14 protein-coding genes are annotated in these 14231 nt (G+C 34.8%); 9 read left to right on the top strand and 5 right to left on the bottom strand.

The genetic code is table 11. The annotated features are described in order from the left end of the window. Window positions 1-24 precede the first annotated feature (24 nt). On the top strand, window positions 25-2820 hold the full coding sequence (locus HMPREF3270_RS04810; RefSeq protein WP_070848375.1) for a 2-oxoglutarate dehydrogenase E1 component: 2796 nt from the start codon (window positions 25-27) through the stop codon (window positions 2818-2820). A gap of 12 nt (window positions 2821-2832) precedes the next feature. Next, complete coding sequence (gene sucB / locus HMPREF3270_RS04805) at window positions 2833-4110, top strand: dihydrolipoyllysine-residue succinyltransferase (protein ID WP_002480928.1); 1278 nt, start codon at window positions 2833-2835, stop codon at window positions 4108-4110. 142 nt (window positions 4111-4252) lie between these two features. Here sucB and HMPREF3270_RS04800 read toward each other — a convergent pair whose 3' ends face one another. Next, window positions 4253-4432 carry a hypothetical protein gene (locus tag HMPREF3270_RS04800; RefSeq protein ID WP_002480927.1) on the bottom strand — a complete coding sequence of 60 codons (180 nt, stop codon included), beginning with the start codon at window positions 4430-4432 and terminating at the stop codon, window positions 4253-4255. A 173-nt stretch (window positions 4433-4605) separates the two neighbouring features. Between HMPREF3270_RS04800 and HMPREF3270_RS04795 the strand changes: the two genes are divergently transcribed. From HMPREF3270_RS04795 to brnQ, 5 genes are all read left to right on the top strand, one after another. Then, on the top strand, window positions 4606-5421 hold the full coding sequence (locus HMPREF3270_RS04795; RefSeq protein ID WP_070848376.1) for a VOC family protein: 816 nt from the start codon (window positions 4606-4608) through the stop codon (window positions 5419-5421). Window positions 5422-5446: 25 nt separating this feature from the next. Further along, entirely contained in the window at window positions 5447-5650 is a 204-nt protein-coding gene (locus HMPREF3270_RS04790; protein WP_002480925.1) for a DUF6501 family protein, read from the top strand. Between the two features lie 91 nt (window positions 5651-5741). Further along, window positions 5742-6533 (top strand): ATP-binding protein, encoded by a 792-nt coding sequence (locus tag HMPREF3270_RS04785; RefSeq protein WP_002480924.1) that lies wholly within the window; start codon window positions 5742-5744, stop codon window positions 6531-6533. 12 nt (window positions 6534-6545) lie between these two features. Further along, window positions 6546-8438: a vWA domain-containing protein gene (locus HMPREF3270_RS04780; RefSeq protein ID WP_057510515.1), complete on the top strand. Its 1893-nt coding sequence runs from the start codon at window positions 6546-6548 to the stop codon at window positions 8436-8438. Between the two features lie 225 nt (window positions 8439-8663). After that, window positions 8664-10007 (top strand): branched-chain amino acid-like transporter carrier protein BrnQ3, encoded by a 1344-nt coding sequence (brnQ, locus tag HMPREF3270_RS04775; protein WP_070848377.1) that lies wholly within the window; start codon window positions 8664-8666, stop codon window positions 10005-10007. Between the two features lie 57 nt (window positions 10008-10064). Here the strand turns inward: brnQ and HMPREF3270_RS04770 are convergent, their stop codons facing one another. From HMPREF3270_RS04770 to HMPREF3270_RS04755, 4 genes are all read right to left on the bottom strand, one after another. Continuing rightward, window positions 10065-10985 carry a diacylglycerol/lipid kinase family protein gene (locus tag HMPREF3270_RS04770; protein ID WP_002480921.1) on the bottom strand — a complete coding sequence of 307 codons (921 nt, stop codon included), beginning with the start codon at window positions 10983-10985 and terminating at the stop codon, window positions 10065-10067. Between the two features lie 125 nt (window positions 10986-11110). Beyond that, window positions 11111-12238: a toxic anion resistance protein gene (locus tag HMPREF3270_RS04765; protein WP_002480920.1), complete on the bottom strand. Its 1128-nt coding sequence runs from the start codon at window positions 12236-12238 to the stop codon at window positions 11111-11113. After that, window positions 12238-12876 carry a 5-bromo-4-chloroindolyl phosphate hydrolysis family protein gene (locus HMPREF3270_RS04760; protein ID WP_002480919.1) on the bottom strand — a complete coding sequence of 213 codons (639 nt, stop codon included), beginning with the start codon at window positions 12874-12876 and terminating at the stop codon, window positions 12238-12240. Before HMPREF3270_RS04760 ends, HMPREF3270_RS04765 begins: the two co-directional genes overlap by 1 nt. A 15-nt stretch (window positions 12877-12891) precedes the next feature. Continuing rightward, window positions 12892-13161, bottom strand: a complete 270-nt coding sequence (locus HMPREF3270_RS04755; protein WP_002480918.1) for an acylphosphatase — start codon at window positions 13159-13161, stop codon at window positions 12892-12894. Between the two features lie 158 nt (window positions 13162-13319). On the opposite strand from HMPREF3270_RS04755, the gene msaA reads away from it, so the two are divergent. Continuing rightward, the gene (gene msaA / locus HMPREF3270_RS04750; RefSeq protein WP_023015218.1) at window positions 13320-13628 is read left to right on the top strand and encodes a regulatory protein MsaA; all 309 of its coding nucleotides are present in this window, start codon (window positions 13320-13322) and stop codon (window positions 13626-13628) included. A 351-nt stretch (window positions 13629-13979) separates the two neighbouring features. Further along, window positions 13980-14180, top strand: a complete 201-nt coding sequence (gene cspA / locus HMPREF3270_RS04745) for a cold shock protein CspA (protein ID WP_001831260.1) — start codon at window positions 13980-13982, stop codon at window positions 14178-14180. Window positions 14181-14231: the final 51 nt, after the last annotated feature.

Raw genomic sequence — 14231 nt, 5'->3', positions numbered from 1 at the left:
TCAATATATTGTGGAGGGAGTAATATGACGAAATATACACAGGTTAGTGAAGCACCTGTAAATTTCGGAGCTAACTTAGGGGTAATTATTGATTTATACGATCAATATCTACAAGATCCAACTTCTGTCTCTGAAGATTTACAAATTCTATTTAGTACAATTAACAATGACAACAGAGAGGTGGCTGCAGCACCTTCATCAAGTTCTGATGATATGACAATTAAACAAGTTATGCGTTTAATCGATAACATCAGACAATATGGGCATCTGCAGGCAGATATTTATCCAGTCAATCGACCAGAACGTAAAAATGTTCCTAGATTGACACTTGAAGATTTCAATTTAACAAAAGAAGATTTAGAGCAAATTTCTTCAGGCATTGTGTCAGATCATTTTTCTGATATTTATGACAATGCCTACGAAGCAATCCAACGCATGGAAAAGCGTTATAAAGGGCCGATTGCTTTTGAATACACACACATTAACAACAATAAAGAACGCGCTTGGCTCAAGCGACGTATTGAAACGCCATATAAAGCAAACTTAAATAAAAGCCAAAAGCTAGAATTATTCAAGACATTAGCACATGTTGAAGGTTTCGAAAAATATCTTTATAAAAACTTTGTAGGGGCAAAGCGATTCTCTATTGAAGGTGTAGATACCCTTGTGCCAATGCTGCAACAAATCTTAAGTCGTGCAGCTAAAGAAGAAATTCAAAATATTCAAATAGGTATGGCACACCGTGGACGCCTCAACGTTTTAACACATGTGTTAGAAAAACCTTATGAAATGATGATTTCTGAATTCATGCATACTGATCCAATGAAGTTCCTACCACAAGACGGCAGTCTAGAATTAACTTCAGGTTCAGCATGGACAAGTGACGTTAAATATCACTTAGGCGGTACGAAAACAACAGACACTTATGGTATAGAACAACGCATTTCATTAGCAAACAACCCAAGTCACTTAGAAATCGTGTCTCCGGTTGTATTAGGTAAAACACGTTCTGTACAAGATGACCGTCATCAAAGCGGCAAAGTACAAACAGATTTCAGCAAATCTATGCCGATTTTAATTCATGGTGATGCTGCTTATCCAGGACAAGGTATCAACTTTGAAACAATGAACTTAGGCAACTTAGAGGGGTATTCAACAGGCGGTTCATTGCATCTGATTACTAACAACAGAATCGGTTTCACTACAGAGCCACAAGATGGTCGCTCAACAACATATTCTACAGATGTTGCTAAAGGTTATGATGTACCGATTATGCATGTTAATGCAGACAATGTTGAAGCAACAATTGAAGCAATTGATATTGCAATGGACTTCAGAAAAGAGTTCAACAAAGATGTTGTTATCGATTTAGTCGGTTACCGTCGTTATGGTCATAACGAAATGGATGAACCATCTATTACAAACCCAATTCCTTATCATGCCATCCGTAAGCATCCAACTGTAGATCACATTTATGGTGACCAATTGGTTGAAGAAGGCATTATCTCTGAGGATGAAAAGAATGACATCTTAGATGATGTTCAAAAAGAACTACGTGCAGCACATGATAAAATCGATAAAAATGATAAAACAACAACACAAGATATGTCTAAACCAGACAATGTTGACTTACCGCTTCAACCTGATGATCGTCAATTTGATTTCGAAGAATTGAAATCAATTAATGATGCATTATTAACATATCCAACAGGTTTTGAAGTCTTGAAAAAACTGAACAAAGTTTTAGAAAAACGTAGAGAACCATTTGAAAAAGAAGATGGTTTAGTAGATTGGGCACAAGCTGAACAACTTGCATTTGCGACAATCATGCAAGATGGCACACCAATTCGTTTAACAGGTCAAGACAGTGAACGTGGTACTTTCAGTCACAGACATGCGGTATTGCATAACCCTGATACTGGCGAAGAATATGTGCCTTTACAACATGTACCAAATCAACGTGCATCATTCGATGTTCATAACTCACCGCTATCTGAAGCAGCTGTTGTAGGCTTCGAATACGGTTACAATGTTGAAAACAAGGGTACTATGAATATCTGGGAAGCTCAATACGGCGACTTTGCGAATATGGCACAAATGATGTTCGATAACTTCTTATTCAGCAGTTATGCGAAGTGGGGCGAACGCTCAGGTCTAACATTGTTCTTACCACATTCATATGAAGGACAAGGCCCAGAGCACTCATCAGCAAGATTAGAGCGTTTCTTACAACTCTCAGCTGAGAATAACGCGACTGTCGTAAATTTATCTAGCTCTAGTAACTATTTCCACTTATTACGTGCACAAGCAGCAAGCTTGGATACTGATGCAATGCGTCCACTAGTTGTCATGTCACCGAAAAGTTTATTAAGAAATAAAACTGTAGCTGACACAATCGATAAATTTACACAAGGCCATTTCGAACCTATCTTGCCAGAAGAGCATGAAGCAAGCAAAGTCAAAAAAGTGATTTTAGCTTCAGGTAAAATGTTTATTGATTTGAAGGAACGTCTGCAAAAAGAACCGGATGAATCGATTTTATTGATTGCGGTAGAACGCTTATATCCATTCCCAGCTGACGAAATCAAAGCAGTTATTGATCAGTTGCCAAACCTTGAAACAATTGCATGGGTTCAAGAAGAACCGCAAAACCAAGGTGCTTGGTTGTTCGTATATCCTTACTTAAGTGATATCGCTAGCGATCAATACGAATTGCAATATAGCGGTCGTATTAAACGTTCTGCGCCAGCTGAAGGTGACGGAGAAAATCATAAACTCGTTCAAAAATCTATTATCGAAGAGAGTCTTAACAAAAATTAGGGGGAAATTAGTATGTCTGAGATCGTAGTTCCAGAGTTAGCAGAATCTATTACAGAAGGTACAATAGCTGAATGGTTGAAGAATCCAGGTGATTCAGTAGACAAAGGTGAAGCTGTTGTCGAATTAGAAACAGATAAAGTCAACGTTGAAGTTGTATCTGAAGAAGCAGGTGTTTTACAAGAACACTTAGCAGAACCTGGTGATACTGTTGAAGTAGGACAAGCAATCGCAACTGTAGGGGAAGGCAGCGGCAGTTCATCATCTTCAGCTTCATCTGATGACAAAAAAGAAGAAGCACCAAAATCTGAAGACAAATCAGAAGAAAAATCAGAATCAAAATCTGAACCAGCAGAAGCTGACAAATCAGAAGAAAAAGAAAGTGCTTCTAGTGACCAACGCGTCAATGCAACACCATCTGCACGTAAATATGCGCGTGAAAAAGGTATCGACTTAGCAGAAGTTGCTTCTAAAGGTAACGATGTTGTACGTAAAGATGACATTGATCGTCAACAACAAGGTAACCAAAAACAAGCTGAGCCAGCGAAATCAGAAGCACCAGCTAAACCACAAAGCAGCACACCAAACAAACCAGTGATTCGCGAAAAAATGTCTCGTCGTAAACAAACAGCAGCTAAAAAATTATTAGAAGTATCTAATAACACAGCAATGCTGACTACATTCAACGAAGTTGACATGACAAATGTGATGAACTTACGTAAACGTAAAAAAGAACAATTTATCAAAGATCATGACGGAACAAAATTAGGTTTCATGTCATTCTTCACAAAAGCAGCCGTTGCAGCATTGAAAAAATACCCTGCAGTGAATGCTGAAATTGATGGACAAGACATGATTACTAAACAATTCTATGATATCGGTATTGCGGTATCTACAGATAATGGTTTAATCGTGCCATTCGTACGTGACTGTGATAAGAAAAACTTCGCAGAAATCGAAAGTTCAATCGCAGACTTAGCAGTTAAAGCACGCGACAACAAATTATCACTTGGTGATTTAATGAACGGTTCATTCACTATCACAAACGGTGGTATCTTCGGTTCAATGATGTCTACACCAATCATTAACGGAAGCCAAGCAGCTATTTTAGGTATGCACTCAATCATCACGCGTCCTATCGCGATTGATAAAGATACAATTGAGAACCGTCCTATGATGTACCTTGCTTTAAGCTACGACCACAGAATTATTGATGGTAAAGAGGCAGTAGGATTCTTGAAAACAATCAAAGAGCTTATCGAAAGCCCTGAAGATTTATTATTAGAATCTTAATCTATAAAGTAAATCATATTACAAACCTTGATACGACGGCAGTTTTGCCGTCGTATTTTTATGTTGATTTTTGAATTTAGAAACAAAAATAAGCAGCGTGATTGATTTAACTCATTAAAATCAATCATCGCTGCTTTTAATTCTATAACATATTGAAAACGACAAGTTCTATAATCGCAAGGATGACAAATACGATACATAAAACTCCGAAATGTTGCTTTTTAAACTTCGCATTTTCTTTAATTCGACCTGTGAAGTAGTTAATACCGGAGTACGCTGCTACAAGTATCGTTAAAGCGAATAATATCCAGAAAGTAAGCATTATTAATCATCTCCTTTGATCCAAATTTTCAGATCAAACATGCCTTTTCTAATCCTATATACTATTACTATACCTTATTTTGACTGAATTCATTCATTGAACACTTCATCATACAAAAACCACTTCATTTAAGTTATAATGAATGAGAAATCACAAAAGAAGGTGTGGGTAAAATGGCAGGTTTACGAAGTGTCACAATAGGTACTCGAAATCTAGAACAATCAATTTATTTATTTCATGATATTTTAGGATTGAATTATGAAAGACAAGGTTCAAAAAATGCAGTACGTTTTGGTGATGCATTTTTAAGTCCGGGTACAAGAATACACTTTATTGAAGTACCAAACTATTCGACAGAAAATAATCATGTCTTAAGTGTCGGTTTAAGAACACCATCAGATTTAGGATTAGAAGAGTATCAATCAATTTTAGACCAAAATGAAATCAAATATGGTGACGTTACTGAAATGAATAATAATAAACATTTTGAATTTAAAGATGGTAACGGACAATTCTTTGATATCTATTCTAATGAAAATAATAGTGGTGTACCATTAGGTATGCCTACCGATGAAGGTACGGTGAATCCGCTTCACCAAATCCAAGGACTTGGACCAGTGATTGTTCAAGTTAACGAAATGTTGCTGACTTCATCGATTTTATCTAAAGTATTCGGCCTTGATCATTTTGCTGAATACACACCGACTACAGATGATGACTTTAAAGTACAAGTATTTCGAATTGGAGAAGGCGGCTTAGGTGGAGAATTACACATCTTCCAAGCTACAGAACCAATTAATTTATCAGAATATGGTTCGGTCGAACAAATCGAATTTAGTACGCAATCTAAACAAGAATACCGCAATGCGGTCCAACAGCTAGAAACAATTGGCATTCCATATCAAACACTTGAACAACAAGATTCAGAATCAGTTCGTATTACAGAAAATAGCGGATTGTCATTCATCTTAACTTTAGAAAAAGCATAACCTGCACAGAAAGGATTGTGAACATATGTTACACGAAGAATGGAAAGACAAACAACCAATTAAAAAGGTAGAAGTACTGCATACAGACGCTAAAAAATTTACAGTATCTGATATGTTGACTATTGGAAAACAATACGATGTCGTTAACGAAACTGAAGAATATTATCAAATCATTGATAACTCAGGTAAAGTTGGCGGTTATTATAAAGAGTATTTTAAAGAAGTTTAATAAGCAATTTGAATTAAATATTCGATTAGGGACTTGGGCACAATGATGTGCCTCGGTCTATTTTTTGATGTATGAAAAGGAGAAATTTTAAATGGCACAACATCAGTATATTAATGCCGATAAAACAGTATTTGGTGACGCATATGCAATGATGCGCTTAAATAAAAACATTTTATTAAAAGGACCGACAGGGTCAGGTAAAACGAAACTCGCAGAATCATTAAGTGAAGATATTAATATTCCAATGCATCAAGTCAATTGTTCTGTTGATTTAGATGCTGAAAGTTTACTAGGTTTCAAAACTATCCAAACAAGTCCAGATGGCAATCAAGAAATTGTCTTTATTGATGGACCTGTTATCCAAGCGATGAAAGAAGGACACATTCTATACATTGATGAAATCAATATGGCGAAACCTGAAACACTTCCTATCTTAAACGGTGTGCTAGACTATCGTCGCAGTCTTACAAATCCGTTTACTGGTGAAATTATTAAAGCAAAACCTGGTTTTAATGTCATTGCAGCAATTAACGAAGGTTATGTAGGTACATTACCGATGAACGAAGCATTAAAAAACCGTTTCGTTGTTATTCATGTAGACTATATTGATGGCGAAACATTAAAAACAGTTATTAAAGAACAAAGCCGCTTAGACGATGATGCACTTATTTCAAAAATTGTCGCATTTAATGAAGACTTACGTACTATGACAAAACAAGGGCAAATTTCTGAAGAAGCTGCAAGTATCCGTGCATTGATTGATATGAGTGATTTAGCAACAGTCATGCCGATTGAACGTGCAATCCAACGTGCGATTATTGACAAGTTAGAAGATGAACGTGAACAACAAGCGATTATTAATGCAATAGAATTGAACTTTTAGTGAGGGATTTTTATGACCAATCGATTTATCAAATTTAATGATGAAATCTTAGACGCTAAAAAAGTGATGATGTTGCAAGACCTTGCACGTTTACTTTTAGAAAATAATCAAACGCATGTCAAAATTCAAAAATTCCCTTATTATGATCCGATCGAAAATGAATTAATCGCTAGTGTCTTCTGGACACACCGTCCAAGTCATATTGAAATTACTGGACTAAAGACAGATGTTTTACTTGCGACCTATGGTTATCGATTAATGGATGAATTTATTGTGAATGAAGTACTAGATAATCAAGAATTTAAACATCCAAGTTTCTTTAAACAAGTCTTCAAGCTATTAGAAGATATGCGTGTCCTGAATGCGATTGTTAAAATTCGCCCAAGTATGAAAGATGCAATCGCTTTGCGCAAACAAATTCGTCTTAACTATACTGAGTCGCAAATCAGTGTTTATCGCACAAAAACAACTTATACTGATTTAATCTTCTTATATTTAGAGAAATCACTATTAACTGAAGACTTTTATGAAGTGCCTAGTATTAGACCTGATTTAGATCCAATCTTACAAAGTATGTATATGTATCTGCCTAATTTCTTTATGAACTACACATCAGAAGACAATAAGTTCTTAGCTGAACGTATTATGTATCAGCTTGATGACTTATTAGATGAAGACATGCTAAATGAGTATTATTACATTCCACGTAAAGTTTATAAAGAAATCCAAGCTGAAACTTTCGATGACCTTAAACGTGTGGATGCAGCAAATGTTGACGGTAAAGATGACACAGATGAAGATGATGACATCGAGACAGCTGAAGCTGACACCAAAGCACAAGACTCTAAATCGCAAGGTGGTTCTTACCTAGAAATGGAACTCCATGAAGGCGAGAACAGTGAAGCTGTCAGTGATAATGACAACGCACGTGAAGGTGATGCTTCTGATGATATGACAGATATGATGACTAAAAAGGGTAAAGGATCAAATGAGACCATAGATAATGAGTCGGGTGGCCAAACAGGTGCTTCATCACAACCTTTTGCCTTAAAAGGTATCAATGAAAATGTGGAAATTAAATGGAATGTGCCGGAAATAACAGCTGAGGATCGTGCAGCATATCACGAAGTAGAACGAGAAGTACAATACGAAATCAAGGATTTAACACAAATCATTGAAAAAACGATAGAACGTGAACAAGTTGATGAACGTCATAACCTTACTAAAGGACGTTTACAAAGAGACTTAATCAATTGGTTTATTGATGACCAATATAAAATGTTCTATAAAAAACAAGATTTAAGTCGTTCCTTCGATGCGACATTCACATTACTTGTTGATGCATCAGCAAGTATGATTGATAAAATGGAAGAAACAATCAAAGGTGTCGTATTATTCCATGAAACCTTGAAAAAACTGAATGTAAAACATGAAGTTTTAGCATTTAATGAGGATGCATTTGATGCTGATGACAAATCGCAACCTAATATTATTGATGAAATTATCAATTATAATTATTCTATCGGTTCAAAAGACAGCGCTAGAATAATGGAATTAACGCCACAAGATGATAATAGGGATGGTGTCGCAATCAGAATTGCAAGTGAACGCTTATTAAGCAGACCGCATCACCAACAATTTTTAATCATCTTTTCTGATGGTGAACCTTCAGCATATAATTACGATCAAGATGGTATTATTGACACGTACGAAGCTGTTGAAGAAGCTAGAAAATATGGTGTTGAGATATTTAACGTATTCTTAAGTCAAGAAGAAATTACTGAAGATATTGAACGTACCATCCATAATATATATGGACAATACGCTTTATTTGTAGAAGGTGTTGAGAACTTACCGAGTCAACTTTCACCTTTATTGAAAAAACTATTATTGAAGTCTGTTTAAAGACCTTATACAATACGCATACAAAACACAATAAGACATTATCTTGTTGATTGTATGCGTATTATTTTGTTTTAAAATTAGTAAAATGACATATTTCACTGATTATGTAACAAATTTCGCGTGATACTTTTTAAATTTTCTGAAAGTTTATATGGCAATTCCTAGTGCATTATGCTAAAATAAAGCAATATTTAAGATTTATAGTAACAGAAGGAGCACATCAAAATGAATAAAAACACATGGATTATCGGGTTTACCTTGTTTGCCATCTTCTTTGGCGCCGGAAACCTTATCTTCCCACCAAACTTAGGACTAGATAGCGGTCATTATTTCTGGCCAGCTATTCTCGCATTTGTATTAACGGGAATCGGGCTTCCGTTATTAGGTGTGGTAGTAGGTGCTTTAGATAAACAAGGTTATATCGGATCATTTAATAAAATATCACCTATTTTCTCAGTAGTATTCCTAGTGGCTATTTATTTAACAATCGGACCGTTGTTCGCAATTCCGCGTACAGCGTCAACATCATTTGAAATGACTGTTACACCGATCATTAATACAAGCAGCCCAATTGCGTTATTTATTTTCTCAGTTGTTTATTTCGCAGTAGTATTATATCTTTGTTTGAGCCCTGGTAAAATGGTAGACCGTATCGGTTCATTATTAACGCCAGCATTGTTGATTACAATCATTGCTATGATTATCAAAGGATTTATGGACTTCGGTGGTAATCCATCTAGCCATGGTACAGAAGCATATACATCAACATTAACAGGTTTCTCTCAAGGTTTTACACAAGGTTACCTTACAATGGATGCAATTGCCGCAATTGCTTTCTCTATGATTGTAGTAAATGCAGTTAAAGCAACAGGAGTGACACATGCTGATACAATCTTCAAACAAACAGCAATGGCAGGTGTAATTGCAGCAGCTGGTTTAATGTTCATTTATATTTCTCTAGGTTATATCGGTAACCATATGGTTGTATCTCCAGAGAAATTAAAAGATTTAGCAGCACATGACCAAAACGTCGGTACATACTTACTGACTACAATTGCCGGAACTGGTTATGGTGAGTTTGGTAAATACTTATTAGGTATTATCGTTGCACTTGCATGTTTAACAACAGCATGTGGACTTGTAGTATCAGTAAGTCAATACTTTAATAGTATTTTCCCTAAAATCTCTTACAAAGCTTATGTATTAGTCTTTACTGGTATCAGTTTAGTACTTGCTAACTTAGGTTTAAACCAAGTTATTCAACTTTCAATTCCAGTATTGATGATTTTATATCCAATCGGAATTACAACTGTATTATTAATTTTGATGGCACGATTTGTTCCAATGAAACCAATCGTCCAACAATTTACAATTATTGTGATTACAATTACATCATTAATTAGTGTAGCGGTTGCTAAAGAATGGATTCATTTTGGAGCTTGGAGCAAATTACCACTTGCTAGCAACAGCCTAGAATGGTTCCCAATTGCGATTGTAGCTGTAATTATCGGGTACTTAATCAGCTTAGGCGCAAAAAATCAAAAACCAATCGTTTACGAAAAAGAATAATTCTATAAATCTAGAACGGGAGTGTACAAATCATATGTACACTCCCGTTTTCTATTCTTATTCGTTTTCTATATCTACATACAATAGTTTTACTTTGTCTTTTAACAATTTAATTTCAGCAGGCGTATCAAATAATATTTCTCCATCAATGTCCATTTTAGTATTTGGAGTCGTTTCTAAAGTTGCTTCATCAGTGGATACTAATGTGATATTCTCAGTGATATCATTCCAATTCATACTGTCTTTCACGTGGAAGAAATCCTTAATTAAACTCATATTATGATTTTTGAATAGGAAGATATTCATTTTACCATCGCAAGGGGATAAGTCTTCTAAAGGAATTCTGCTTCCACCGACAAAATTACCATTTGCGATGAGGATCATGGATGTTTCTCCTGAATAACTTTCACCATTTGCTTTAACTTCATATTTATAGGTTTCAGGATCAGCAATTACTTTTAAAGTAGTAAAGATATAACTTAACTTACCAAAAACTTTCTTACTGTTTGAATCTACATTTTCTGCATTTTCTACCATCATACCGATTCCGGCAAAGTTTAACGCAATATGACCATTAATATCTAATACATCAAAAGATTTCACTTTAGCTTCAAGCAATTGTTGTGCTGCTTGTACAGGTCTAGCAGCCAAATTTAATGTTTTAGCAAAATCATTAAACGTTCCGCCTGGAATAATGCCGATAGGAATATTTAACTCATTTTTTACGACGCCATTTACTAACTCATTAACTGTACCATCGCCGCCTAAGATAAAGAAGATATCATATGAATGGTCATCATTTTGTGCTACAGTATCACAAAACTTTTTAATATCTCCTTCTTCTTTACTTAATTTAATTGTTAAATCATCACACATTTGAACTAAGCTTTCTGTTACTTGTCCAATTGATTTATACAGGTTGCCTTGACCTGCAGCTTGATGATAAAACAAAACACCTTTATTGAAGTGTTGTGTCATTAGTTACCAGACTCCTTTGAACTTATCTCGTTATACTTACCCAAAAATTAATATTGTTCAATCATACAAAAGAAAAAACGATTATCTTTCACCAAAACGGTAAGGGAGATAATCGTTTTTGTTTGTTATTGTACTTTATTTTCTTTCATTGTTAATAAGCGTTCTTTCATATCCGCTTCTAAATGTTGCAATTCTTGTTCAGCCTGTTGACGTTTTTCACGACCTTCAGCTTGAATTTGCAATGTTTGTTCAACTGTTTCAATAATATTCTCGTGTGTTGATTTTAATGTTTCAATATCAACAATTCCACGTTCATTTTCAACAGCTGTATCCACTGCATTTTGTTTTAACAACTCTGAGTTCGCAGTTAACAGGTCATTGGTAGTATCTGTAACTGCACGTTGTGCTGACATTGCTTGTCGTTGACGCATCAATGTTAACGCAATAGCCATTTGGTTTTTCCACAATGGAATACTTGTCAAAATTGAGCTTTGAATTTTTTCGGCAAGTGTTTGGTTCACATTTTGAATCATACGAATTTGTGGTGCAGTTTGTAGTGATATTTGTCTAGATAACTGTAAATCGTAGATACGTTTATCTAAACGATCCGCAAATTGTTCTAAATCAGCTACTTCTTGAATATCCATTTGATTGCCTGATTCATATGCCTTTTGTCTTTTCTCAGGTAATTCTTGTTCTAAGATTGCTTGCTTCTTTTCTTGTGCCGCTGCAATATAAAGATTAAGTTCTTCAAAGTAGTCTTTATTTTGATCATATAGACCGTTTAATAATTGAATATCTCTGTTCAATCCATCTTTATGATTTTTTAATTCAACAGAAATACGGTCTACTTGAGAGCCAACTGATTGCATTCTTGAGAAAATTTCATTCGCAGAAGCTTTAGCGCGTTTAAAAATTTTCTTTATGAAAGAATCTTTTTCTTGTTTAAAGTCATCGGGTTGTACTTCTTTAAGTTTTACCATTAATTGATTTAATGTATCTCCGATAGGGCCTGTATCTTTAGACTTTACTTCAGTCAGCATTTTATGTGCGAAAGTCGACATACTAGATTGTGCATTGGAACCGAATTTCATCAGTGAGTCATAATTCATCGGTTCAATCTGATTTGCCAACTCTTGAATTTTCTTTTGTTGTTCTGGCGTGAAATCTTTATTAGCCTCCATGAGTGTCTGGTCATTTGAAATCTGGCTCTGTAACTCTGGATGTGTCGGCATTTCATTTTCGTTAGCCATTAATCATGCTCCTTTCTTTGTAAGTGACGTTGTTGCTCTATTTTATTCATTTCCATTTCAACATCAAGACGTGTATAGTCTTCTTCATTTAATCGCTTTAAATCAGCAACTAAAGTTCTTTTAACTTCATCTAAGGTAATACGTGTTTGTTCTAACTTTTGTTTTTCTTCTTTAGATTTTGCTGGCATTTTTGCCAATCTTGTATAGCTTTCAATCAAGTTCAACGCATTGTCTAAGTGCGAATAGAAAAAGCTATCAACAATAAAGAACTTTTGTGGTTGCTGTCTCACCGTAAAATATATCGTTCGTGCTAACCTATGAATTTCGTTAACTTGCTTGAAATCTTTTATTGATCGCACGTTGATAAAGGATTTTAGTAGTTTTCTAACTTTTGTTTGCGCATTATTTAAATGGTGACGCACAAATCTAAAGTCTCTTCGTGTTAATCCTATTTCATTTAAATATTTTTTGGATGTGAAAAATTGAGTAGGAAGGTAAAAAGCAAAGAATGCTGCAATACCGATTCCTAAATCATATACAAATAATATATCGAATGCATAAATACTTGTGAGCCAAGCGACAATAGCAGCTGGAACACCTACAAGTGTTCCATAAATTCGAGAAATATAATATCTCAATTTACATCTTCCTTTTTAAATAGTTCTAAATCTTTCTAAAGATGAATCTGTATCTAGATGTTCAATGTTGTAGTCTGTGACATTGGAAGCAGGGGAAGCACCCTCGATTATCGCTTGTGTGAATTGTTCGAGTTCTTGTTCTTCACCTTGGGCATATATTTCTACATATTGCTCAACATTTTGTACTGTTCCTGTAATATGATATTTCTGTGCAAGGCGTTCAGTAAAATAACGGAATCCGACACCTTGTACTTGTCCAAATACTTGAATTTTTCTACGTTGCATAAGATCACCTCTTTGTTTTATTATACGAATTTTCAGGGCAAAAAACTAATATTTACTACACAACCCAATATCTATAAATACAAACACATTTCTTGAAATTATCTCTTCAATAGTTAAAAATATAAAGAGAAATGATTTTCTAAAAAGGGGATTTTAAAGTGTGGACAGTCAATATAATCAGAGCTGACTATGAGGGATGGTGGTTGTTCGATGATTGGCGCGATAATATCTATGAACAATTTCAATTTGAACAATATGAGGATATGCTTAAAAAATACAGAGAACTGATTTGTTTGTCTAAAATGAAGTTTGATAATTTCATAAAAGGTAAGTACAACATTTATGCATTCTACAATAATTGTGATATGGGGTTTTGTGAAGATTGCGATGAAGATATGCAAATATTTTATAGCTTTATCGTATTATATAATAACGAAGTATATTACGACCTCCCAATTATTGACTAATTATTTTTTACTATTTGTATTGCAATGATATGGGGAATGCACTATAATGGGTTTTAAGCAATAGTTTTATTCCATATTGCAAAGAATATTTAGCTCAAACACATATAGAACATACCGATAACATTGCTTTTGCGTGATCTGCAACTAAGGGTGGTATCGTAAGATTTATATTGAGTCATGAACAGTTATTAATCCACCTGCAGCATATACATAAGACTGTTGAAAAGTGATTAGAATGATATAGATATCAAGATTTACTTTTGTGGTTTTACAATACTCTAATTATCGTAAGTATTTTTTGTAATATGCGAATAAGCATATTGAATTTTAGTCTTGGAGGTTTCACAAATTATGAAACAAGGTACAGTTAAATGGTTCAACGCTGAAAAAGGATTCGGTTTTATCGAAGTTGAAGGAGAAAACGATGTATTCGTACACTTCTCAGCAATTAACCAAGAAGGTTACAAATCATTAGAAGAAGGTCAATCAGTAGAATTTGAAGTAGTTGAAGGCGACCGCGGTCCTCAAGCTGCAAACGTTGTTAAACTATAATTAATAGATGGCTTTTATTGGCTCTCTGTCAAATAGGACTGGTGAGCTAAA

It is taken from the genome of Staphylococcus sp. HMSC65H10, from assembly GCF_001839185.1.
Taxonomy (GTDB): Bacteria; Bacillota; Bacilli; order Staphylococcales; family Staphylococcaceae; genus Staphylococcus; species Staphylococcus simulans.
The sequence above is the reverse complement of the archived record's forward strand: the minus strand, read 5'-3'. Positions and strand labels throughout refer to the sequence as shown.

Bases quoted from the DNA above. Each gene is read 5' to 3' on its own strand.
- HMPREF3270_RS04810 (WP_070848375.1), top strand. From the start codon at position 25: ATGACGAAATATACACAGGTTAGTGAAGCACCTGTAAATTTCGGAGCT.
- sucB (WP_002480928.1), top strand. From the start codon at position 2,833: ATGTCTGAGATCGTAGTTCCAGAGTTAGCAGAATCTATTACAGAAGGT.
- cspA (WP_001831260.1), top strand. From the start codon at position 13,980: ATGAAACAAGGTACAGTTAAATGGTTCAACGCTGAAAAAGGATTCGGT.
- HMPREF3270_RS04780 (WP_057510515.1), top strand. From the start codon at position 6,546: ATGACCAATCGATTTATCAAATTTAATGATGAAATCTTAGACGCTAAA.
- HMPREF3270_RS04800 (WP_002480927.1), bottom strand. From the start codon at position 4,432: ATGCTTACTTTCTGGATATTATTCGCTTTAACGATACTTGTAGCAGCG.
- HMPREF3270_RS04785 (WP_002480924.1), top strand. From the start codon at position 5,742: ATGGCACAACATCAGTATATTAATGCCGATAAAACAGTATTTGGTGAC.
- HMPREF3270_RS04790 (WP_002480925.1), top strand. From the start codon at position 5,447: ATGTTACACGAAGAATGGAAAGACAAACAACCAATTAAAAAGGTAGAA.
- HMPREF3270_RS04755 (WP_002480918.1), bottom strand. From the start codon at position 13,161: ATGCAACGTAGAAAAATTCAAGTATTTGGACAAGTACAAGGTGTCGGA.
- HMPREF3270_RS04765 (WP_002480920.1), bottom strand. From the start codon at position 12,238: ATGGCTAACGAAAATGAAATGCCGACACATCCAGAGTTACAGAGCCAG.
- HMPREF3270_RS04770 (WP_002480921.1), bottom strand. From the start codon at position 10,985: ATGACACAACACTTCAATAAAGGTGTTTTGTTTTATCATCAAGCTGCA.
- HMPREF3270_RS04795 (WP_070848376.1), top strand. From the start codon at position 4,606: ATGGCAGGTTTACGAAGTGTCACAATAGGTACTCGAAATCTAGAACAA.
- brnQ (WP_070848377.1), top strand. From the start codon at position 8,664: ATGAATAAAAACACATGGATTATCGGGTTTACCTTGTTTGCCATCTTC.